Below are 21,233 nucleotides of genomic sequence, written 5' to 3'. Positions count from 1 at the left end.
GCCGGCAGCAGGACCGGGCACGCGCGGGTTCGTGCCTGCGGTGGCTGCGGTGCGGGGTCCGTCTCCGGGAGCGGCGCTCAGGCCCTGCCCCCGCCGGGGCAGGGCAGCACGACGGGCGCCCCGCGGGACTCACACCGCGGGACGCCCGTGTCCGGTACGACCGGTCAGGACTGCCTGAGCCAGTCGGCGAGGCGCTCACCGATCATGATCGAGGTGAGGTTGGTGTTGCAGTTGACGATCGACGGCATGACGGAGGCGTCGCAGACGTACAGGCCCTCGATGCCGTGCACCCGCAGCTGCTCGTCGACCACCGCGCCCTCGTCGCCGGTCGCGCCCATCCGGGCGGTGCCGACGGGGTGGTAGCCGCTGTCCAGGCTGAGCCGGACGTAGTGACGCATCAGCTCGTCGTCCTCGGCCATCTCCTCGCCGAGCACGACGAACCGCTGGCCCTTGTCCTGGATGCCCGCCGTCTGCATGAACTGCCAGCACTGGCGCACGGCGGCGATGAGGGTCTGGATGTCGTTCTCGGTGTCGAGGAAGTTGAGCACGACGTCCGGCGGCGCGGTGGGGTCGGCCGAGGTGAGGGTGAGCCGCCCCCGGGACTCCGGCCGCTGGTGCACGACCATCACCCCGAAGATCGTCTTCGCCGCGGCCAGCATCTGCAGCTCGGGGAAGAGCGCCAGGTCGAAGTGATTGATCATGTAGTACTGGAGGTCGTTGAACTCCGTGGACCCCGGTGCGGTGGTGCGCAGCAGCATCTGGAGGAATGCGTCGTCGGTGTTGAACGTGCCCGGCTCGGGCACCATGAACGCGCCGGTGCGCGGGTGGTCGATCAGGTCGGCGCCCACCCCGGGGCGGTCCAGCAGCACGTCGATGCCCAGCCGCCGCAGGTCGCCGCCGGGCCCGATGCCCGAACGCATGAGGATGGCCGGGGAGTTGACCGCGCCAGCGGACAGCACGACGGTGCCGGCCTCGATCACCTCGACGCCGCCGCCGGGCTTGGCCACCTCGACGCCGCGCGCCCGGTTGCCGGCGAACAGCACCCGGTTGACCTGGACCCCGGACCGGATCTCCAGGTTCTCCCGGCCGCGGGCCTCGGCCAGGTACCCCATCGCCGTGGAGAACCGGTTGCTGCCGCGACGGTTCGACGGCATCGGGCCGACGCCGCTGGCCTCCGGGTGGTTGTGGTCCTCGATGGCGGGGAAGCCAGCCTTCAGGCAGGCGTCCTGGAACTCCTGCTGCACCGGGGTCAGCTCGTCGCCCGTGAACCGCCGGATCGGGATGGGGCCGCCCTTGCCGTGGTACTCGTTGTCGAAGTCCAGGTCGTCCTCGAGCCGCTTGTAGAACGGCAGCACCTCGTCCCAGGCCCAGGCCGGGTTGCCCATCTCGGCCCACTCGTTGAAGTTCACCGGATTGCCGCGCAGCGCGATGGTCGCGCCGACCGCGGAGGACCCGCCGGTGACCTTCCCGCGCGGGTAGATGATCCGCCGCCGGTCGGTGATCTCGGCCTTGAAGTGCCAGTCGTGGATGTCCATCGACATCGCGCTGCCGTTGAGCAGGTCGGGTGGCGTGTCGGCGACCGTGGCGAAGTCGGGGCCTGCCTCCAGCAGCAGGACCTTGCGGTGGGGATCCTCGCTCAGCCGGGCGGCCAGCGCTGCTCCGGCGGAGCCGGACCCGACCACGAGATAATCGATTCCGTGCATCATCGGCGTCCTTCGGTACGTGGAGGGTTGGCGATCCTGTCGGACTGAACCCACAGGAGTGGATGCGCTTCCATTGCGGACGTGCTCGGGACCCGCCACGAGCATCACACCGGGCTCCGCCCGTCGCTTCTCCGCCGTTGCTCACCGGCCCCGGGCGTTCCTGGAGCGCCTTCCATGAGGAGGCCTGCCGCCGTGCCGTCCGGGCCGGCGGTGCGGGCGGCTCAGGTGCGCGGGGAGCGCCGCCGCCGGGCCCGGGCGAGGGAGCCGGCCGTCGTCTCGTACTCGTCGCCGGCGCCGACCATCAGCGAGCGCAGTTGCGCCTCGAAGCACACGTCGGCGTCGTACGGGTCGATCAGGTAGCCGCCGAGTTCGAGGCTGACCAGCCCGTGCAGGGCGATCCACATGTTCTGCGCGACCAGCAATGGGTCGCCGGCGCGGAACCGGCCCTGCTCGGTGGCCCGGGCCACCGCGTCGACCAGCGGCTGGAGGGTGTACTTGCCGTGCTGCCGGTCGCCATCGGCGAGGGCGAACCCGCCGAGCGCCGCGCTGCCGAACATGACCTGGTAGAGCTGCGGGTGGTCGAGCGAGTTGGCCCGGTACGCGTACCCGAGGGCCATCACGTCGGCGACCGCGTCGGGGGTGGCCCGCACCGTGGACATCCGCCGGTGCAGCCGTGCGAAGCCCTCGTGCACCATCGCCCGGACCAGGTTGTCCATGCCGCCGAAGTGCGTGTACACGGCCGTGGTCGAGGCGCCCACCGCAGCGGCGAGGCGGCGCGTGGTAAGGCCGGCGGTGCCCTCCTCGGCCAGCAGCCGGGCTGCGGCCTCCAGCAGGGTGGTCGCCAACTGCGGGTCGATCCGGCGCGGACTCACATTGACATGATCTCACGCCCGGCGTACGTTCGTTGAAGTAACGCTGTTACGTAACTGCGATACACCAAAAGATCGCGTGAGCTCGTGGAGGTCCCAATGAGCGTCGTCGCCCTCGCCCCCCAGACCCTGCCCCAGCACGACAGCCGGCGCCCCGTCGCCGCCGAGGCGACCGAGCTCGACCTGGCGGTCACCGGCCGGCTGCCCGCCGAGTTGAACGGCTGCTTCGTCCGGATCGGGCCGAACCCGATGGGCGGCGACCGGCCCGGCCACGCCCTGGTCGGCGACGGGATGGCGCACGGGGTGCGCCTGCGCGAGGGCCGCGCGCTGTGGTACCGCAACCGGTGGATCCGCACCGACCGCACCACCCGCGCCCTGGGCGAGCTCGCCCTGCCCGGCCCACGGCACGGGCTGTCCGACAACGCCAACGCCAACATCATCCGGCACGGCGGGCGCACCCTGGCCCTCGGCGAGGCGGGGGTGCTGCCCGTCGAGCTCGACGACGAGCTGGACTCCGTGGCCCGGATCGACTTCGACGCCACCCTGCCGCACGGCTTCGCCGCGCACGCCGAGTGCGACCCGGTCACCGGAGAGCTGTTCGCCGTCGCCTACTACCACGAGCTGCCGTACGTCGAGCACCTCGTGCTGACCCCCGAGGGGCGGGTGCGCCGCAGCGAGCGGATCGAGGTGTCCGGCCCGCCGCTGATGCACTCGCTGGCGCTGACCGACCGGCACTCGGTGCTGTTCGACCTGCCGGTCACCTTCAACCCGGCGCTGGCCCGGGCGGGCTCGCGCTTCCCGTACGCGTGGTCGCCGCAGCGGCCGGCCCGGCTCGGGCTGCTCCCGCGTGAGGGGCGCGGCGCCGACGTGCGCTGGTTCGACGTCGACCCCTGCTACGTCTTCCACCCCGTCAACGCCTACGAGGTCGACGACCGGTGCGTGGTCGACGTGGTGCGCTACGACCGGGTCTTCGACCGCGACCTGCACGCCCCGGGCGAGTCCGCCCCGACGCTGTGGCGGTGGACGCTGGACCTGACCCGCGGCACCGTCGGCGCCGAGCAGCTCGACGACATCCCGCAGGAGTTCCCCCGCATCGACGACCGCCGCAAGACGATGCCGCACCGGTACGCCTACACCGTGGCCATGCAGTCCGGGGCCGGGGTGCTGGGCGGCTCGGCGCTGCTGCGCCACGACATGGTGCGCCGCGAGGTCGCGGTGCACGACTTCGGGCCGTACCGCGAGGCGGGTGAGGCAGTGTTCGTCCCGCGGGGGCCGCTGTCCGCCGAGGACGACGGCTGGCTGCTGACCTACGTCTACGACGGTCGGACCGACCGCAGCGACCTCGTCGTGCTCGACGCGGGCGACTTCGCCGGCCCGCCGGTCGCCGTCGTGCACCTGCCGGGCCGGGTGCCCAGCGGGTTCCACGCCAACTGGCTCGTGTCCTGAGCTGTCACCCGGGTGGCGCCGGGAAGAGGCAGATTGCCGACAGCAACTGGGCAATTTGAAGGAACCGTGGAACAGGACGGGCGGTTAGCTTCGCGGCAAGCCGCTGTCCCCGTTCCCACAGGTCGTACCGCGGACTCCCTCGCGTTCTGACGGAAGGTGCCTGAAGATGACCCAACCCCTTACCGCGGCTCCGTCGTCCGGGCTGCTCGCTCGGCTCAACGGGGCCCATCACAAGGCGGCCCTGAACGGCTTCCTCATCATCGTTCTGGCGCACTGGGCCGAGCACCTGGTCCAGGCGTACCAGATCTGGGTGCTCGGCACGCCGCGGCCGCAGGCGCGCGGCGTGCTGGGCCAGTTCTATCCCTGGCTGGTCTCCTCCGAGTGGCTGCACTACGGCTACGCCATCGTGATGCTGGTCTTCCTCTTCGCGCTGCGCCGCGGCTTCGTCGGCCGCGCCCACACCTGGTGGGTGGTGGCGCTGGCCATCCAGTTCTGGCACCACATCGAGCACTTCATGCTGCTGTGGCAGGTGCAGAGCGGCACCATGTTCTTCGGCCAGAAGGTGCCGACCAGCATCCTTCAGTTGGTGCTGCCGCGGGTCGAGCTGCACCTGTTCTACAACTCGATCGTGTTCATCCCGATGGTGATCGCGATGTACCTGCACCTGCGGCCGAACCGGCGCGAGCAGGAGCTGATGACGTGCAGCTGCATCGGGCACCGCATTTCCGGCCAGTCCGTCGTGCCCCATGCCGCGTGAGCTGAGCCTCTCGTCCGGCAGCCGTCGACGGGCGGCCGTCGTCGCCGTGGTCGCGGCGGTCGTCGGGCTGCTCGCGCTCACCCCCGGCGCGGCCCGGGCCGACGGCGGCCTGGTCTCCGCCGACCCGCAAGCCGGCGCGGTGCTCACCACCGCGCCGGCCGAGGTGACCCTGGACTTCGACGCCGGCGTCGACGAGGGGCAGTCGCACGTCGCGGTGCTCGACGTCGCGAGCCAGACGGTCACCGACGGCGAGCCGACCCGGGCCGGCTCCACGCGGCTGCGGCTGCCGGTGGGCATCGGCGCCGCCGGCGACTACACGATCGCGTACCACGTCACCTTCACCGACGGCTCGACCGCCACCGGGGCGCACCGGTTCAGCGTGGGCACCGGTGTCGCGCCGGCCCTGCTGGACGACGCGGCCCGCCAGGCCGGCGTGGACGCGGTGGTCGAGCACGGGCACGGCATCGACGGATTAAGCGCCTTCCTGCTGGTCATCGACGGCGCGGTGCTGGCCGTGGTCCTCGCCCTGCTGTGGCTGCGTCCGCGCGGCGGGCGGGCCGTTTCCCTGCGCATCGACCCGCAGACCTGACGGGCGGGCACGACGTGACGGCACCCGGGGCAACGGAAGGCGGCGCCGACGAGATCCGTCGGCGCCGCTCGTGCCCGCGGTCAGGGTACGGGGAAGAACGCGCGCACGAACTTCTCCCAGCCGCGCTCACCGATGATCGCCCGCATCTTCGGCAGCAGCCGTGGCGGCATGCCGAGCCGGTACCGGATGCGCGGGTTCGGGGTGGAGACCGCCGTCTCGAGGACCTTGGCGACGTTCTCCGCCCGGACCGCGATCTTGCCGCGCAGCGGCGGGTTGTCGCTGAGCCGGTACGCCTGGTGCCAGTCGACGAAGTGCTCCCAGAACTCCCGGTACAGGGCCGGGTTCTCGTGCGAGTCCATGCCCAGGTCGCCGACGCTGTCAGGGACGAAGCCGCCCAGGATGGGCGCCGGCTGGAGCAGCACCACCTTGATGCCGAACGGTGCCACCTCCAGGCGCAGCGAGTCGCCGATGGCCTCCAGCGCGTGCTTGGTGGCCTGGTAGTAGCCCCGGCCCGGGGTGGCGAACATGCCGAAGATCGACGACATGATGATCACCCGCCCGCCGCCCTGCTCGCGCATGCCCGGCAGGACCATCTGGGTGAGCCGGCACAGCCCGAAGACGTTCGTCTCGAACTGGGCCCGGACCTGGTCCATCGGGGTCTCTCCGATGGTGCCGTTGAGGCTGTACGCGGCGTTGTTGATGAGGGTGCCGACCGCACCGTGCTCGTCGGTGATCCGCTTGACCGCCGCGGCCATCGACTCCTCGTCGTTGACATCGAGGTACATCACCGTGATGCCCTCGTCGGCCAGGTCGGACAGGGCCTCGATGTTGCGCCCGGTGGCGTAGACCGGCCAGCCGGCCCGGTGCAGCCGCAGCGCGGTCGCCTTGCCGCTGCCCGAGGACATGCCGGTGCCCGACGAGGCACCGGTCAGCAGGATTGCGCGTGACTGGGTCATGATGGCGTCCCTTCCCGGCCGGGAGTCACTCGTCGGACAGCCGCGCGATGCGGCTGCGGTCCACGGAGGAGCCCAACCCGGTGGCGTCGACCAGCCGGTTGATGAACGCGAACAGGCAGGCGCAGAAGACCGCCTCCAACATCTCGGCGTCGCTCCAGCCGGCCGCGGCGGCCTTCTCCCAGTCCGCGTCGGTGATCTTGTACGCGCCGGTGCTCACCTTCGTCACCAGCTGCATGAGCGGCATGGTGCGCTCGTCGACCGGCAGCTCCTCGGCGGTGTTCGCGTCCGACACCGCCTCCAGCAGTTCGTCGCTGCCGCCGAACTCGCTCAGGAACCAGCTGTGCGTCCCGACGCAGTACGGGCAGCCGTTGAGCTTGGACGTCCAGGCCGAGATCAGTTCCTTGATGTGCCGGGGGAGCGTGTCACCGCCGAAGACGCCGCCGTAGCCGGCGAGCACCACCGCGAGCAGCCTCGGATTGGTGGAGGTGAGCCGGAACATGTCCGGCACGAATGGCAGCCCGGTGACCGCCTTGATTTCTTCGTAGAGTTCGGCGGTGCGTCCCTCCGCCTTATCCTCGTCTATCATCGGGACTCTGACTCCCGGCTGTTTCGTCGTCGTTTCCATGAGCCTTCTCCTCGGTGCTCGGGCGACGCCGGGCCAGCCGTGCGACATTACGCTCCAGGGCGAAACCGGAGCGCTGCCAGCGCTGGCCGCAGCGGTCTCCGACGGGGCTGCGGGGCGACACGGAAACGCCGACGACGGCGGTCGGGCAGCGATTCCGCTGGCCCATGATGGCACGTCTTCGCAGGTCCGATGCTCTCCCAGGTTGCCTACTGCAACCGTCCGGCGGCCGACCGGCGGCGCGGTTCGACCGTACCGAGTACTGGATGAAGGTACTTTTCGCCGATAGCCTGTATTCAATTCACAGAGATGGATGAGGTGCGTGATGCCGGCAAGTGTGCTGCGACCGGTGCTGGGCGCGCTCGGGTTGACGCAGATCCGATACGTCGGCGCGGTGCGTCGGGGTCGGGCGAGTGGTCTGGTGGCCGAGGTGTACAAGCAGGTGGAAAGGGACTTCGGCGTGCTCGCGCCGCCGGTGGCCCTGCATGCCCCGGCCCCCGAGGCGCTGGCCGCCGCGTGGATGCTGCTCCGGGAGGCGCTGGTCGTCCCCGGCGCCGCCCCGCGGGCGGCCAAGGAGGCGGTGGCCACCGCGGTCTCGCTGGGCAACGCCTGCCCGTACTGCGCGACCATCCACAACAACGCGCTGGACCTGCTCGGCGGCGCCGGCCCCGACGGGTCCACCCGATCGGACCTGGAACCGGGCGCCGGCGAGGTGGCGCTGGAGGAGATCGTCGCCTGGGCGATGCCCGCCGACGGGCGGGCCCGGCCGGAACGGCCGCCGTTCCCCGCGGCCCAGATGCCGGAGCTGGCCGGGGTGGCGGTGCTGCTGCACTACCTCAACCGGGTGGTGAACGTGTTCCTGCGCGACGTGCCGCTGCCCCCCGGGGTGCCCGAGGTCGCCCTGCCCATGGTGCTGCGGGTGCTCGGTTGGGCCATGATGAGCGCGTCGCGGCGTCCGCACGGGCCGGGCCGGTCCCTGGACCTGCTGCCGGCCGCGCCGCTGCCGGCGGACCTGTCCTGGGCGGCCGGCAACCCGGCGATCGCGGAGGCGTTCGGCCGGGCCTGCGCCGCGATCGACGAGGCGGGGCGCCGCTCGGTGCCCGAGGCGGTCCGCGACCTGGTACTGGTCAACCTGGTCGGCTGGCGCGGCGGTCCGCGGGGGATCAGCCGGGACTGGGTGGAGGAGCTCGTCGCGGGACTGTCCGAGAACCAGCGGCCCGTCGGTCGGCTGGCGCTGCTGGTGGCCTTCGCCTCCTACCAGGTGGACCCGGGGGTCGTGCGTGGCTGCCGGCTGGTCGGCGCGGACGACCGGACGCTGGTCGAGATCTGCTCCTGGGCGGCGATGGCGGCGGCCCGGTGGCTGGGGGGCCAGCTTCCGATCCCGCAGTGATCATGTCCGGACACGGCGCGCATCGTCGAACAATTCGGATAATCGCTGCGACTGTCAGATTAAGTCACGTCGCTGCGAGTAAGAACGTTGAAAACTACCGTATTTATTGATCTCCATGCGTGGTATCGTCCTAACCCATCCGGACCACTTAGGACACTCACAGTAAGGGCGATTCGAGAGGCTTCGGCTCGCACTTACGCTGCCCGACCACACCGGTGAACTGGCGATTCTCCGCAGTTTTCACCGGATGATCGAACACCTGTTCCGATACGGTGCGACGACGAAGTCGTGGCGACCCTCGGGCAGGACCAAGTCGCCGGTCGTGGGGACGACCCCACGGCCGGCGCCCGGCGCACAGGCACATCGTGCCAGGAAGCGGCCGGAGTGTCTCCAACGTGTTCACCGAATGGAGTTGATTCGCCGTGCACAACGCCGTCGAAAGAGCCATCTCGATCATGTGGGATCGTTACCACGAACCGCTGTCGCTCGACGCAATGGCCGATTCAGCCTTTCTCAGCCGCTTTTACTTCTCCCGGCTCTTCCGGTCCAAGACGGGCACTTCGCCAGGTCGTTTCCTGACCGCGATCCGGCTCTACAAGGCCAAGAACCTGCTGCTCGAGACGGACATGAGCGTCACCGACATCGCCTACGCGGTCGGCTACAACAGCCTGGGCACCTTCATCAGCCGGTTCACCCGCAGCGTGGGCATCTCACCGGCCCGTTACCGGTGGCTGGCCGAGCACGGCATCCCACAGTTGGCCCGCACCCGCACGACCGGCCCGCGTCGCCGCGCCAGCATCAGCGGACGCCTCGTCCTGCCCCAGGTCGACGTGCCGGTCAAGGTGTACGTCGGCATCTTCGACAGCCCCATCGTGCAGGGCCTGCCGGCCTCCTGCGACATCCTGGAGGCCTCCGGTGAGTACGTACTGCGTGACGTGCCGGAGGGGGAGTGGTACCTGCGTGCCGCGGCGATCGCGCTCGACGACATCGCGGCCCGGCCGTCCATGCGCCGGCCCCTGGCGGTCGGGTCCCACGACGCGCTCACCGTCCCCGTCGGCGCCGACCTCACGGTGGACCTGGAGCTGCACCACACCGGGGTGTTCGACCTGCCCATCCTGATCGCGCTGCCCGAACTGGACAGCAGCACCCCCGGCAGCCGGACCCGGCACGGCTTCGCCCGCAACGACCGGCGCACCAACCGGTCGTCGAGGATGCTGCACGGGGCCAAGTCGTGACCGCAGCCCCCGGGCGGTGGCGACCCCGCGCCCCGGTCCTGGCGTCGCGCCGGGGCCACGGACCGGGCGGCGGCGTCGCCACCGGGGGATGAGGGCGCGGGCCGCGCGGGACCCGGCAACGCGCCCTGAGAGACCTCCCACAGGGAGGGGAGCCAGACCGGTGGGACGGGGGCACCGGTCGGCCGAACCGCCGACCGGCGCGCGCGTCGCAACGGGCTTTCAGCGTACGGTTTCGGCCCCGGACGACTCCGGCACCCGGAACGGCCCCCAGGTGAACGCCGGCAGCCAGCGCCCCGGATCCGCGCTCCATCGCAGCGACCGGATCTGCGCTGTGGTGCGGCGACCGGCCAGCGACAGATAGACCTCGTACCACGGGCCAGACATCGTGACCGCAGGCTCGCCCGTTCCCGCCACGCGCCGCCCGTGCTCGGTCTCGATCGCCAGCGGCGGCAGGCCGTGGCCGTCGAGCGAGGCGGAGAGCCCCGTCAGCAGGACACCCGAGGCCACCGGCAGCGCCGGGTGGTCCACCGGTGGCGGCACGCCCAGCGCCTGACGCAGGTCCAGCTCGTGGGTGAACGCGTCCATCACCAGGATGTGCCGGTCCATCGACCCCGGACCGGCGAGGAACTCCTCCACCGGCCCGCTCAACCGTTCCCACTCGTCGAGCAGCTCCGGCAGACCGCCGACGGGCACCGGCCCGGGAGTGGACCCGGTGGCCCGGCCGTGCACCCGCGCGCAGATCTCCACCAGGTGCGCGACGAGGTCCCGCACCGTCCACCCCGGACAGTTGGCCACCGGCTGCGCGCCGGCCTCCGGCGGTGCCTGGGCCAGCAGGGCGGCCGTGGTCTCCCGAACTTGGCGGTAGGCCGCGACGGCGCGGGCCTCGGACGAGCGGGCGGGGTGCGGTTCTGCGACGGTCATGGTCGTGCCTCCTTCCGCGGCGATGCCGCGGCTCGGACGGATCCCGCCGCGGGCGCGGCGGGGTCGGCAGGTGCGGCGGCCCGGCCGGCCTGCGCCGCCGTGAGCCGCCCCGTACGGTGCAGCCAGCGCACGGTGTCGGCGAGTGTCTCGGTGAACGGCCGGGGCTCGGGCCCCGCCGACCGCGCCGCGTCCTCCGGGCGGGCGTCGCAGGCGCAGACGTAGCAGGCGCCGTACTCGGCCGGGATGTGCCACGGCCACACCCGCTGCACCACGTCGGTGGCGTAGGCGAAGGGCAGCATCGCCCGGGCCGGCAGGAACAGCGTGGGCAGCCGACGGCCGGTCACCTCGCGCACGGCCGCCACGTAGTCGCGGGTGCGCAGGTAGCGGCCCGGGCCGAGGTGCCGGTCACCGACCCCGGCGGGCCCGGTGGCCAGCTCCGCGAGCAGCACTGCCGTGTCCCGCACGTCGCCGACCGGGAAGCCGCCGGTGGGCCACATCGGCATCAGGCCGCGCAACACGTTGCGCAGCCGGGCGTTCTGGTCGCCGAGCCTCGGGTCGTCGGGGCCCAGCAGGGCGGGCGGGTAGCTGATCACCACCGGGTCGCCGTGCGCCTGGTGCTGCCGGGCGACCCGCTCCGCGGCGGCCTTGCTCGCCAGGTACGTCTCCCGGGCCGTGCTCGGCGGCGACTGCGGACCCACCGTCCCGGCCGGGGACGGCAGCAGCGCGCCGAACGTCGACACGTGCACCGAGCGCCCCACCCCGTGCCGGCGGGCCGCCGCCAACACCACCTCCGTGCCGCGCAGGTTGGTGCGGCGGGTGGCCTCGTGCCACCGGCTGTCGAACGAGTAGACCGAGGCGGCGTGCACCAGCGCGTCGATGCCGCGGACGGCCCGGGCCACCGCCGTCTCGTCGGTGACGTCGCCGTCCGCGACCTGCACCGCGTCGCTCGGCACCGACAGCGGCGACAGGGCCGGGGCGACCCGGTCGGGGTCGCGGGCCAGTACCCGCACCCGATGTCCGGCCGCGGCGAGCGCCGCCACCGTGTGCGCGCCGACGAAGCCCGTACCGCCCGTCACAAGTACCAACATCGCGAGTTCCTCTCCGCCCGCGACCGGCGTGGGACGCGCGGCGCGTCGCGGGCTGCCGGGCCTAACGGGCGGCTCGATCGTGCCCTGTCCGGCGACGGCGAACTACTCCCAGCGTGCCGTCGTCCTGGCCATTGCGCCGCAGGTCAGAGGGCAAGCGGGAAGTGGCGGCGGGGGCCGTTCGACCCGGAGGATTGGGCAGTTGGATCGTCAATCCTGGATGTATTGGAGCAGCAGGTGGCCGGCACCATCAGGGCGCTCAGGCGCCGCGTCCTCACCCCCGACATCTCGGAGACCCTCGTCTCCACCCGGGGGTTCCACGACAAGGGGCCGGAGGCCCGCACCATCCTGGAGACGGTCGGTTCGTCGTTCCTGACCGGGCTCTCCTCGGCCGCCGGCGCACGCCGGGTGACCGACGTCGACACCGACCTCGCCGAGCTGCCCACCCGGTTCCAGGGGTTCGCCTACGAGGGCGTGGCCATGGGCTTCGCGCTGGTCGACGCCCTGACCCCGGGCACACCTCGGCGCAGCGCCGAGTTCCTCGCCGGCACCGGAGACCGGCACGTCTACATGGCCTACGTCGGGATCGGTTGGGCGCTCGCCCGGCTGCCGAAGTTCCTGTGGCGGCGGGCCCTCGTGGCCGCCACCGACCCGCTGCTGCGCTGGCTAGTGCACGACGGCTACGGCTTTCACCAGGCGTACTTCCACACCGACGAGTACGTGCACGGCCGGCGCGCGGTGACCGACTTCCCGTGGCCGGCCGAGGGCCCGACCTCGTACACCGCCCGCGCCATCGACCAGGGCATCGGCCGGGCCACCTGGTTCGTCGCCGGGTGCGATCCGACGCTCGCGGCCGACCTCATCGACCGGTTCGCACCGGCCCGGCACCAGGACCTCTACAGCGGCGCCGGGCTCGCGGCGACGTACGCGGGCGGTTGCACCGAGGAAGAGCTGCGGCTGTTCCTGACCCGGGCGGGCGAGCACGCCCCGTTCGTCGCCCAGGCCTCCGCGTTCGCGGCGCAGGCCCGGATCAGGGCCGGGCTGCTGGTGCCGCACACGGAGCTGGCGGCCCGGGTGTTCTGCCGGACCTCCGCCGCCGAGGCGGGCCGGATCACCGACGAGCTGATCCCCGCCGGACCGGCGGCCGACGGCCTGCCCGCCTACGAGGTGTGGCGGCGGGCCGTGGCCGAGCGGTTCCGGGTCGGCGCGAGGGTGCAGCCGTGACCGCCGTCGCCGACCGGGGCCGACTGCGCCCGCCGGGGCCGTCGCCCTGGACGGCTCCGGTGCTGCTCGGGCGGATGGCCCGCAACCGGCTGGACGTCATGCGGGCGGTCTCCGCCCAGCACGGCGACGCGGTCCGGCTGCCGCTGGGGCCGAAGACGCTCTACTTCTTCAACCACCCCGACCACGCCAAGCACGTGCTGGCCGAGAACCCCGGCAACTACCACAAGGGCATCGGGCTGGTGCACGCCCGCCGTACCCTCGGCGACGGCCTGCTGACCAGCGAGGGCGAGCTGTGGACCAAGCAGCGCAAGGTGATCCAGCCGGTGTTCCAGGCGCGTCGCATCGCCCGCCAGGCCGACGCGGTCGCCGAGGAGGCGGTGCGGATGGCCGCCCGGCTGCAACGCATGGCCGGCGGCGACCCGGTCGACATCCGGCACGAGATGACCGAGCTGACCCTCGGCGTGCTGGGCCGGACGCTGCTCGACGCCGACCTCAGCGAGTTCGGCGGGATCGGCGAGGCGTTCGAGGCGGTCCAGGACCAGGCGATCTTCGAGATGATGTCGCTGAGCGCCGTGCCGACCTGGGTGCCGTTGCCCCGGCAGCTGCGCTTCCGCCGGGCCCGCGCCGAGCTCCAGGAGATCGTCGACCGGCTGGTGGCGCACCGGCGGGCGGAGCCCGGCGGCACCGAGGGCCGCGACGACGTGGTGTCCCGCCTCATCGAGTCGACCAGCCGGGAGACCGACCCGGGGGTGGCCCGGCAGCGGATGCGCGACGAGCTGGTCACCCTGCTGCTGGCCGGGCACGAGACCACCGCCAGCACCCTCACCTGGGCCTTCTACCTGCTCGACCAGCACCACGAGGTGTGGGAGCGGATGCACGCCGAGGCCGTCGAGGTGCTCGGCGACCGGAACCCGGTGTACGAGGACCTGCACCGGCTGCGGTACACCGCGATGGTGGTCGACGAGGTGATGCGGCTGTACCCGCCGGTGTGGCTGCTGCCCCGCGTCGCCCAGGCCGACGACAACGTGGGCGGGTGGCACGTGCCCGCCGGCGCCGACCTGGTGCTGTGCCCGTACACCCTGCACCGGCACCCGGAGTTCTGGCCCGACCCGGACCGCTTCGACCCGGAACGGTTCGACCCGGACCGGCGCACCGACCGACCGCGGTACGCCTACATCCCGTTCGGCGCCGGCCCGCGCTTCTGCGTCGGCAACAACCTCGGGCTGATGGAGGCGGTGTTCGTCCTCGCCTGCGTGGCCCGCCAGCTACGCCTGTCGCTGAGCCCCGGCTACCAGGTGGTGCCGGAGCCGATGCTGACCCTGCGGGTGCGGGGCGGCCTGCCGATGCACGTCCACGAGGCCTGACCCGTCCGACCCGTCGAACCAGGCGCAACCGGTGCTTCCCGCCGGTTGCGCCTCGTCGTGTCCGCCAGGGGCCCCGACGAGGTTCCCCGCGCCGGCCCTGGCGGTTTCCGCGCCCGGCCCTGATGGATCACGCGCCGGCCCTGGTGGTTCCCCGGCCCGGCCCGCACGGCGACGGCCGGGTCGACCACGCGGGGTGCGTGGCCGCCCGGCCGTCGGTGGCCGAACCGGTCAGCCCTTGCTGACCTCGCGGAACCGGCCGCCGTGGAACAGCAGCGCGTCACTGCTGTCACCACGGCCGGTGCTGAGGACCGAGCCGAGGAAGATGGAGTGGTCGCCGCCGTCGTACACCGCCGCCAGCTTGCACTCCACCCAGGCCACGTTCCCGGTCACGATCGGCGCGCCGGTGTGCGGGCCAGGCTCGCATCGCACCGTCTCGAACTCCCGCTCGTCGCGGGGCCTGCTGGAGCTGGCGAAGTACCGGGCCAGCCCCTCCTGGTCGGCGGCCAGGATGGACACCGCGAAGGTGCCCTGGGCCAGGACGGTGTCGTGCATGACGGCGCTGCGCTTCACGCACACCAGGACCATCGCCGGGTCCAGCGACACGGAGGTGAACGCGTTGGCGGTCATGCCGTGCGGCAGGTCCCGGCCCGACGTCACCACCGTCACGCCGGTGGCGAACATCCCCATCACCGCCCGCAGTTCGGCGTGGTCGGCCGCGGGCGCCGGCATCGTCGCCGGGCCGGCGGTCGGTCGCTGGTCCGCTCTGGTCACGGCTCAGCCCTCCCCGACGCCTTCGGACACCCGCCGGCCATTCGCGGCGAGGGGCACCGCGTAGCGCGACAGGGCCGCGCGCAGCGTGTCCGGCACCCGGGTCGGCCGGGTGTCGGTGTTCGGGCCGCGCATGCACGCGATCCGCTGCCGACCCCGGGCCACCAGCTCCTCGAAGCCGTCACGCAGCCGCACGTAGTCGAACGCGAAGCCGATCTGGGTCTGCGTGAGGTCCTCCAGCCGCATCCGGATCGACAGTTCGTCGAACGCGGTGATCTCGGTGAAGAACTCGCACTCGCACTTGAGCGTGAACAGCTTCAGGTCGTCGCGGATGTCCGCCAGGACCTCGGGCGCCTCGTCCCGCAGGAACATCTCCCGGCACCGGCCCTGCCAGCGCATGTAGTTGACGTAATAGACGTTTCCGACGAGGTTGGTCTCCTCGAAACCCACCAGGTGCCGGTACTCGTAGTAGGACTCCATCTCACCTGACTCCTTCCGCCAGCATCGTGAACACCACCGGGTCGCCGATGTCGTTGAGCGCGGTGACGAAGGTGGCGACCCGCGCCGCCCCCGACCGCAGAGCGACCCAGCCGGCCGTTCCGTTCGGCTCGGCCACCAGGTCGACCCGGGTGTGGCCGTTCTTGCGCAGGCACTCGACCGCGCCCCAGACCCGGGTGGCGGCGACCGACAGGTCCTCGCCCTGCTCCCGGGCCAGCAGCGTGGACAAGGCGACCCCGTCCGGGCCGATCAGGCCCTCCCACTCCTCGGCGGAACGGGCCGCGGCCAGCTCCACGTCGCAGCCCACCGCCGCCGAGGCACCGGCGACCGCGAAGGTGACCCCGGCGCCGTGCGAGGCGGAGATCCGGACGTCCCCGTCGACCTCCGGCTTGCCGTCGGGCCGGTAACGCACCGTCGTCTCCACGCCCAACGCCCAGCTCACCGCCCGGGCGGTCTGCCGGCGCCGGGCCGGCGTGCCGGTGGCGTCCGGGTCGTCGGGCCGTACGACGCAGCGCAGCTCGTCGGGCAGGAACGCGCCGGCCCGCCGCTCCAGGTACGGGCCGACCAGCGCCGGCAGCCACGGCCCGGCACCGTCCTGCTTGCGTACGGCGTGCAGGCGCAGCCCCACCCACCGCTCGACGAGGTTGCCGTCGCCGTCGCAGACGTCCACGTCGTAGTGGTAGGTGTCGCCCTGGCGCAGCCGCTCCACCGCGTGGATGGTGACGGTGTCCAGGGTGGCGGCGACCTTCGGGTCGGCCAGGTACAGCCGCTCGATCGCTCCGGGCAGCAGGGTCGCGTCCGGCACGCAGCACTGCAACGCGTGCATCACCGTGTCCCGGGTGCCCGGGTCGCCGAGCACCAGGTCGCCGGGCCGGTACCGGGCGAACCACGAGTCGACCGGCCGGTTGGACACCCGCGCCGTGCAGCTCGTCGCCGCCAGGTCCAGGTAGCCCAGCAGGCGCTGGAACCGCCGTCCCTGGAACAGCACCGGGCCGTACAGGTCGCGGGTCGGGTCGATCGGCAGCAGCCGCGCGGCGGCGGTCCCCGGCCGGGCTTCGACTCGCAGCGGCTGGTCCCAGCGCAGCCGGGCCCGGAAGTGGTCGGCCTGGAAGTTGGTGTCGCTGCTGCGTACCACCGCCTCGACCGCGCCGTCGGCCGCGGCGAGCACCGCGATCCGGATCGTGTTGCTGCCCGAGGGCGGCACCACGATCGGGCGCAGCAGCTCGACGTCCTCCAGCACCGGGGCCTCGGTGCGCCCGGTGAGCGCCGCCGCCGCCTGCGCCATCGCCTCCATGCCCAGCACGGCGGGGAAGAGCAGGTCCCCGTCGAGCAGGTGGTCGGGCAGGTAGAGGTCGTCGTCGGCGGTCAGGTCGGCGTCCACGACCAGCTCCACGCCCGGGTAGTGCACCTGCTGCCGGTCGACGAAGCGCAGCAGCGGCAGCTCGCGCCGCTCCAGCGTGACCGTGGACAGGCCGTCGGCGCGGCCCATCACCACCAGCGCCTGCGGCGCGGACGGGCTGGCCAGCACCTCCTTCAGCGTGGCGATGCCGGCCTCCACCGGGATCGGCGCGATGCCGTCGCGGGTGAGGGCCTCCAGCACCCCGAGCCGCTCGCCCATGCCGGCGCCGGACCACACCGACCACTCCAGCGCCAGGCACCGGATGTGCGGGTAGTCCTCGCCGACCCGGCGGGTCAGGTCGGTCATCCAGTCGTTGGCCGTGGCGTAGTGCGCCTCGCCGCGCAGCCCCGCCCGGCCGATGATGCTGCCGAAGGTGACCAGCAGTCGCAGCGTGTGCGGGTCGGTCGCCGCGAGCACGGCCTCCAGCCCGTCGATCTTCGGCGCGAGGGTCCGCCGGAACGTCGCCTCGTCGAGGCTGACCACCGCGGTCGGCTCGTTGCGGCCGGCGCCGTGCAGCACGCCGGTGACCGGGCCGAGCACCCGCTCGATGTCGTTGACGGCCGCCTTCACCTCGTCCAGGGCGGTGATGTCCGCCCGGGCGTAGTGGAAGCGCACCCCGGCGGCGGTGAGCCGTTCGAGGTTGGCCGCCAGTTCCGCGTCGGCCGCCGGGTCGGAGCGGCCGATCAGGCCGACCGCCGTCAGGGTGTCCCGCCCCAGCGCCAGGGCGCACTCGGCGGTGATGCCCTTGCCGCCTCCGGTGACCAGCAGCACGTCCTCCACCCCGAGGCCGGGCCCGCCGTTGGGTGGCAGGGGCGCCGGCCGCAGCACCGGCACGTACCGGTTGCCGTCGGCGTCGTAGTTGACCTCGCTGAATCCGGCGGTCGCCGCCACGTCGGCGACGAGCCGGGCCACCGTGGCCGCGATGTCGTCGGCGGACGGCTCGCCGGCCAGCGGCAGCGTGATCACCGTGGTGGTGATCTCCGGGTGCTCCTGGTGCAGCGTCTTGGCCAGGCCGGCCGCGTTGCGCCGGTCGCCCAGCGCCACGAACCGGACGGGGCCGCCCTGCGACACGGCGGCCCGGGCGGCCCGCAGCATCACCGGGATGTGCTCGGGCTGGCAGTCGCGCGGCAGGCACAGCAGCACCCCACCGCCCACCCGGGCCTGTTGCAGCGCCGTGCGCAGCGGCTCGGCGAGGGGGCTGTGCCCGGCGGTGAACGCCTGCCAGCCGCCCTCGACCGGGGCACCGACCCGCGGACCGGCCTCGGTGGGCACCAGGTCCACCGCGAACGCCCGGACCCACGGGGCCACCCCGGCGATCGACCGTTCCGGTTCCTCCGCGTCGCCGCCACCACCGGCCTCGTCGAGGATCTGCGCGATCTCCGCCACCGTGGCGGTGGCGTAGCTGGAGGTCAGCGTCGGGGCGGTCACGTTGAGCTCCCGGGCGGCCTGGTTGACGATCTGCCCGACGGTGATCGAGCTGAGGTGCAGCTCGTCCAGCGGCCGGCTGTCCGGCCGTACGGCCTCCAGTGGCAGCTCCGCCCGCTCGGCGGCGAGCCGGCGCAGCAGCTCCAGGGTGTCGACCGTCGTGCCGGGCGCGGAGACCGCGACCGACCCGTCGGCCGGCGACACCGCGACGGCGGCCGGCTCGGCCCCGGCACGGGCCACCGCGAAGTCCCCGGCCGGCGCAGACTCGGCGGGGCTGGCGAAGAACCGCAGCGGCCGGCCCGGCTCCAGCGGCCGGGTGAACCGGTCCTGGAACAGCACCGAGTGGTTCACAGCCGCACCGGCCGCGTACGCGGCGCCGACCGCGCTGAGCAGGCCCGCCAGCGACAGGCTGTCGGTCTCCAGCGAGATCGTCGGCACCTCCGGGGCGATGTCCGCGGCCAGGCCGCGCAGCACCCGACCCGGACCGACCTCCAGCAGCAGGTCGGCGTCGTCGGCTAGGCGGCGCACCGCCTGGGTGAACCGCACCGGGTCCAGCACCTGCCGGCGCAGCAGGTCGGGCACGTCGGTGTCGGCCGGCAGCACGTCCCCGGTGACCGTGGAGACCATCCCACCGGACAGCGGGGCGAAGGGCAGGCCGCCCAGGTGCTCGGCGAACGCGACCGCGGCCGGGGCGACCGCCTCCGAGTGGAAGGCGTGCGACACCGCGATCCGGGTCCAGAACAGCCCGGACCGCTCGGCCAGCGCGCCGACCTGTTCCACTGCCGCGACCGGACCGGAGACCACGGTCTGCTGCGGGCTGTTGTAGCCGGCGATGACCACCGGCGTGCCGACCAGCAGCGGCTCCACCACCTCGGGGGCGGCGGAGATGCTGGCCATCGTGCCGTCGCCGGCGCTGGCGTCGGCCATGATCCGGCCACGCGCGCCGGCGGTCGCGATCAGCGTCGCCTCGTCCATGGCGCCGGCCCAGTGCAGCGCGGTCAGCTCGCCGAGGCTGTGCCCGGTGGCCCCGACCGCCCGCACCCCGAGCATCGACAGCACCCGCAGGCCGGCGACCGACGCGGTCACGATCCGCGGCTGCGCCACCGCCGTGGCCACCAGGTCCGCGCCGGGCGGCGGCTGGTGGGCCTGGTACAGGGTGTCGACCTCCTCGAACCGGCGGCGCAGCGCGCCGCCGTCGGCCCGTCGCCCCGCGCCCTGGCCGGGGAACAGGAACCCGATCCGGGGGGCGGAACCCGCCGAGCCGAGGAAGACGCCCCCGGCCGCGTCGATCACCCGCTGCTCGCCGGAGTCGACCAGCTCGACCAGCCGTTCCAGGCGCTGCCGCGCCTGTTCGGGCGACGCGACGACCACCGCCGCCCGCACCGGCCGGTCGGCCAGCTTCCCGGCCAGGGTCGCGGCCAGGTCGCCCAGTTCGGCGTACGACAGCCGGCCGACCCACGGTGCCAGGTCCGACAGCCGCGAGCCCAGCTCCTCCGGGGTACGGGCGTCGAACATCAGCAGCTCGGTGTCCTGCCGGGAGCGCACCAGCGCGGTCGTCGAGGCCCCGATCCGGGTCCGCCGGCCGTTCTCCGCGCTCTCGACCACCACGTGGGCGTTGATGCCGCCGAAGCCCATCGAGGACACCGCCGCCCGGACCGGCTTGTCCGCCGGCCACAGCTCCGCCGTCGCGGGCACCCGCACGGCAGGCTGCTCCACGTCGAGCACCGGGTGCGGGTCGACGTGCCCGGTGGCCGGCGGGATGACCTGCTGGCGTACCGCGAGGATCGCCTTGAGCAGCCCGGCGACCCCGGCGGCGGCCTTGGTGTGGCCGAAGTTGCCCTTCACGGTGCTGATCGCGGCGGGCGCGCCCGCCGGGTCGGCCTCCTGCCGGGCCTCGGTGAACGCCGTCAGCTCGGTGGCGTCGCCGACGGCGGTGCCGGTGCCGTGGCCCTCCAGGTAGGCGACCGAGTCGATGCCGTAGCCGGCCCGCTCGTACGCCCGGCGGATGGCCAGCCGGTGCCCGCTGGCCTCGGGCCGGGTGATGCCGCCCTTGCCGTCGGAGGAGTAGCCCCAGCCGGCGATGACGGCGTGCCGGCGCAGCCCGCGCGCCACGGCGTCCTCGTCGCGCATCAGCACCAGCATGCCGCAGCCCTCGCCCGGCCAGAACCCGTTGGAGTTGCGGTCGTACACCCGCATCTCCCCGGTGGCCAGCGCCCCGGTCTTGGCGAAGCCGATCACCTCGAACGGGTCGATGCTCAGGTCCACCCCGCCGGCCACGGCGGCGTCGAGGTCGCCGTTGGCCAGGGCGTTGCAGGCGGTGGAGACCGACAGCAGCGACGACGAGCAGGCGCCGTCGACGGTGTAGCCGCCGCCCTTGAAGTCGAAGTGGTTGCAGACCCGCCCGGCGATGGTGTTGGCCAGGCCGCCGGCCAGGGTGTCCTCGTCGATCGGCGGGAAGGGCGCCTTGTAGCGCGGCTCCAGCTCGTCGAGGAACGTGCCGACCTCGGTGTCGCCCCAGCCCTGCTCGCGCAGCGCCGCGCCGACCGTGCGCCGCACGTACGGCCAGCGCAGCCGCAGCAGGTTGGCCCGGCTGAACTCGCCGGTGAGGGTGTTACCGATGACCACTCCGGTGGTGGCCAGCGGCAGCCCCTCGCCGTCGGGGAAGCCGGCGTCCTCCAGCGCTCGGGCGACCGTGTCCAGGGCCAGCCAGTGCGTCATGTCGGTGGATCGGAAGGTGCTGCCGGCGATCTTGTACCGGACCCGGTCGAACTCGAAGCCCTCGATCACGGCGGCCTTGGCCGAGTAGAACCGGTCGGGCGCGGTCGGGTCGGGGGAGTAGTAGTCCTCGGAGTTCATCCGCTCGTCGGGCAGCCGACGGAACGCCCGGCGGCCGGTGAGCACGTTCTCCCACAGTTGGTTGGGGTTCTCGGCGTCGGGATATCGGCAGGCGATCCCGACGACGGCGATCCGTTCGCTCATTTC

Annotated in this window: 16 protein-coding genes; 7 read left to right on the top strand and 9 right to left on the bottom strand. The window is 72.9% G+C overall.

Going from position 1 to position 21,233, the window contains the following annotated elements; all coding sequences use genetic code 11:
* Positions 1-164: 164 nt before the first annotated feature.
* Both ACQPZO_RS15335 and ACQPZO_RS15330 read right to left on the bottom strand, forming a co-directional pair.
* The gene (locus ACQPZO_RS15335) at positions 165-1,703 is read right to left on the bottom strand and encodes a GMC family oxidoreductase (protein WP_433341601.1); all 1,539 of its coding nucleotides are present in this window, start codon (positions 1,701-1,703) and stop codon (positions 165-167) included.
* A 221-nt stretch (positions 1,704-1,924) separates the two neighbouring features.
* Positions 1,925-2,575 carry a TetR-like C-terminal domain-containing protein gene (locus tag ACQPZO_RS15330; protein ID WP_433341599.1) on the bottom strand — a complete coding sequence of 217 codons (651 nt, stop codon included), beginning with the start codon at positions 2,573-2,575 and terminating at the stop codon, positions 1,925-1,927.
* Positions 2,576-2,671: 96 nt separating this feature from the next.
* Here ACQPZO_RS15330 and ACQPZO_RS15325 point away from each other — a divergent pair, with 96 nt between their 5' ends.
* The 3 genes from ACQPZO_RS15325 (at position 2,672) to ACQPZO_RS15315 (ending at position 5,364) form a co-directional block, all read left to right on the top strand.
* Positions 2,672-4,018, top strand: coding sequence for a carotenoid oxygenase family protein (locus ACQPZO_RS15325; RefSeq protein WP_433341597.1), 1,347 nt, complete (start codon positions 2,672-2,674; stop codon positions 4,016-4,018).
* Positions 4,019-4,184: 166 nt separating this feature from the next.
* Positions 4,185-4,775 (top strand): hypothetical protein, encoded by a 591-nt coding sequence (locus ACQPZO_RS15320; RefSeq protein ID WP_433341595.1) that lies wholly within the window; start codon positions 4,185-4,187, stop codon positions 4,773-4,775.
* On the top strand, positions 4,765-5,364 hold the full coding sequence (locus tag ACQPZO_RS15315) for a copper resistance CopC family protein (protein WP_433341593.1): 600 nt from the start codon (positions 4,765-4,767) through the stop codon (positions 5,362-5,364). Before ACQPZO_RS15320 ends, ACQPZO_RS15315 begins: the two co-directional genes overlap by 11 nt.
* 80 nt (positions 5,365-5,444) lie before the next feature.
* Here ACQPZO_RS15315 and ACQPZO_RS15310 read toward each other — a convergent pair whose 3' ends face one another.
* Both ACQPZO_RS15310 and ACQPZO_RS15305 read right to left on the bottom strand, forming a co-directional pair.
* Entirely contained in the window at positions 5,445-6,320 is an 876-nt protein-coding gene (locus tag ACQPZO_RS15310; RefSeq protein ID WP_433341591.1) for an SDR family NAD(P)-dependent oxidoreductase, read from the bottom strand.
* 25 nt (positions 6,321-6,345) lie between these two features.
* The gene (locus ACQPZO_RS15305) at positions 6,346-6,906 is read right to left on the bottom strand and encodes a carboxymuconolactone decarboxylase family protein (RefSeq protein WP_433341589.1); all 561 of its coding nucleotides are present in this window, start codon (positions 6,904-6,906) and stop codon (positions 6,346-6,348) included.
* 361 nt (positions 6,907-7,267) lie between these two features.
* Here ACQPZO_RS15305 and ACQPZO_RS15300 point away from each other — a divergent pair, with 361 nt between their 5' ends.
* Complete coding sequence (locus ACQPZO_RS15300) at positions 7,268-8,332, top strand: carboxymuconolactone decarboxylase family protein (RefSeq protein ID WP_433341588.1); 1,065 nt, start codon at positions 7,268-7,270, stop codon at positions 8,330-8,332.
* Positions 8,333-8,787: 455 nt separating this feature from the next.
* Complete coding sequence (locus ACQPZO_RS15295; RefSeq protein ID WP_405108795.1) at positions 8,788-9,567, top strand: helix-turn-helix transcriptional regulator; 780 nt, start codon at positions 8,788-8,790, stop codon at positions 9,565-9,567.
* A 219-nt stretch (positions 9,568-9,786) separates the two neighbouring features.
* Here ACQPZO_RS15295 and ACQPZO_RS15290 read toward each other — a convergent pair whose 3' ends face one another.
* Together ACQPZO_RS15290 and ACQPZO_RS15285 are read right to left on the bottom strand one after the other, a co-directional pair.
* Positions 9,787-10,488 (bottom strand): maleylpyruvate isomerase family mycothiol-dependent enzyme, encoded by a 702-nt coding sequence (locus ACQPZO_RS15290; protein WP_433341585.1) that lies wholly within the window; start codon positions 10,486-10,488, stop codon positions 9,787-9,789.
* Positions 10,485-11,576, bottom strand: a complete 1,092-nt coding sequence (locus ACQPZO_RS15285; RefSeq protein WP_433341584.1) for an SDR family NAD(P)-dependent oxidoreductase — start codon at positions 11,574-11,576, stop codon at positions 10,485-10,487. The genes ACQPZO_RS15290 and ACQPZO_RS15285 overlap by 4 nt, the downstream gene beginning before the upstream one ends.
* Positions 11,577-11,810: 234 nt before the next feature.
* Here ACQPZO_RS15285 and ACQPZO_RS15280 point away from each other — a divergent pair, with 234 nt between their 5' ends.
* Together ACQPZO_RS15280 and ACQPZO_RS15275 are read left to right on the top strand one after the other, a co-directional pair.
* Entirely contained in the window at positions 11,811-12,797 is a 987-nt protein-coding gene (locus ACQPZO_RS15280; protein WP_433351014.1) for a DUF1702 family protein, read from the top strand.
* On the top strand, positions 12,794-14,161 hold the full coding sequence (locus tag ACQPZO_RS15275; RefSeq protein ID WP_433341582.1) for a cytochrome P450: 1,368 nt from the start codon (positions 12,794-12,796) through the stop codon (positions 14,159-14,161). The genes ACQPZO_RS15280 and ACQPZO_RS15275 overlap by 4 nt, the downstream gene beginning before the upstream one ends.
* 228 nt (positions 14,162-14,389) lie before the next feature.
* Here ACQPZO_RS15275 and ACQPZO_RS15270 read toward each other — a convergent pair whose 3' ends face one another.
* The 3 genes from ACQPZO_RS15270 to ACQPZO_RS15260 are packed head-to-tail and all read right to left on the bottom strand — an operon-like array spanning position 14,390 to position 21,230.
* Complete coding sequence (locus ACQPZO_RS15270; protein ID WP_387018360.1) at positions 14,390-14,890, bottom strand: flavin reductase family protein; 501 nt, start codon at positions 14,888-14,890, stop codon at positions 14,390-14,392.
* Between the two features lie 45 nt (positions 14,891-14,935).
* A complete protein-coding gene (locus tag ACQPZO_RS15265; RefSeq protein ID WP_433341581.1) occupies positions 14,936-15,409 on the bottom strand; it encodes an acyl-CoA thioesterase in 474 nt (157 codons plus the stop codon).
* A 1-nt stretch (position 15,410) separates the two neighbouring features.
* Positions 15,411-21,230, bottom strand: a complete 5,820-nt coding sequence (locus ACQPZO_RS15260; RefSeq protein WP_433341579.1) for a type I polyketide synthase — start codon at positions 21,228-21,230, stop codon at positions 15,411-15,413.
* Positions 21,231-21,233: the final 3 nt, after the last annotated feature.

This window comes from Micromonospora sp. CA-111912, from assembly GCF_050948415.1.
Lineage (GTDB): Bacteria > Actinomycetota > Actinomycetes > Mycobacteriales > Micromonosporaceae > Micromonospora.
This window is presented reverse-complemented; position numbering and strand designations above follow the sequence as displayed.

Excerpts from the sequence above, each read along its gene's own strand:
- ACQPZO_RS15325 (WP_433341597.1), top strand. The coding sequence starts at position 2,672 with ATGAGCGTCGTCGCCCTCGCCCCCCAGACCCTGCCCCAGCACGACAGC.
- ACQPZO_RS15295 (WP_405108795.1), top strand. The coding sequence starts at position 8,788 with ATGTGGGATCGTTACCACGAACCGCTGTCGCTCGACGCAATGGCCGAT.
- ACQPZO_RS15310 (WP_433341591.1), bottom strand. The coding sequence starts at position 6,320 with ATGACCCAGTCACGCGCAATCCTGCTGACCGGTGCCTCGTCGGGCACC.
- ACQPZO_RS15265 (WP_433341581.1), bottom strand. The coding sequence starts at position 15,409 with ATGGAGTCCTACTACGAGTACCGGCACCTGGTGGGTTTCGAGGAGACC.
- ACQPZO_RS15285 (WP_433341584.1), bottom strand. The coding sequence starts at position 11,576 with ATGTTGGTACTTGTGACGGGCGGTACGGGCTTCGTCGGCGCGCACACG.
- ACQPZO_RS15300 (WP_433341588.1), top strand. The coding sequence starts at position 7,268 with ATGCCGGCAAGTGTGCTGCGACCGGTGCTGGGCGCGCTCGGGTTGACG.
- ACQPZO_RS15305 (WP_433341589.1), bottom strand. The coding sequence starts at position 6,906 with ATGATAGACGAGGATAAGGCGGAGGGACGCACCGCCGAACTCTACGAA.
- ACQPZO_RS15320 (WP_433341595.1), top strand. The coding sequence starts at position 4,185 with ATGACCCAACCCCTTACCGCGGCTCCGTCGTCCGGGCTGCTCGCTCGG.
- ACQPZO_RS15260 (WP_433341579.1), bottom strand. The coding sequence starts at position 21,230 with ATGAGCGAACGGATCGCCGTCGTCGGGATCGCCTGCCGATATCCCGAC.
- ACQPZO_RS15290 (WP_433341585.1), bottom strand. The coding sequence starts at position 10,488 with ATGACCGTCGCAGAACCGCACCCCGCCCGCTCGTCCGAGGCCCGCGCC.
- ACQPZO_RS15335 (WP_433341601.1), bottom strand. The coding sequence starts at position 1,703 with ATGCACGGAATCGATTATCTCGTGGTCGGGTCCGGCTCCGCCGGAGCA.
- ACQPZO_RS15315 (WP_433341593.1), top strand. The coding sequence starts at position 4,765 with ATGCCGCGTGAGCTGAGCCTCTCGTCCGGCAGCCGTCGACGGGCGGCC.
- ACQPZO_RS15270 (WP_387018360.1), bottom strand. The coding sequence starts at position 14,890 with ATGCCGGCGCCCGCGGCCGACCACGCCGAACTGCGGGCGGTGATGGGG.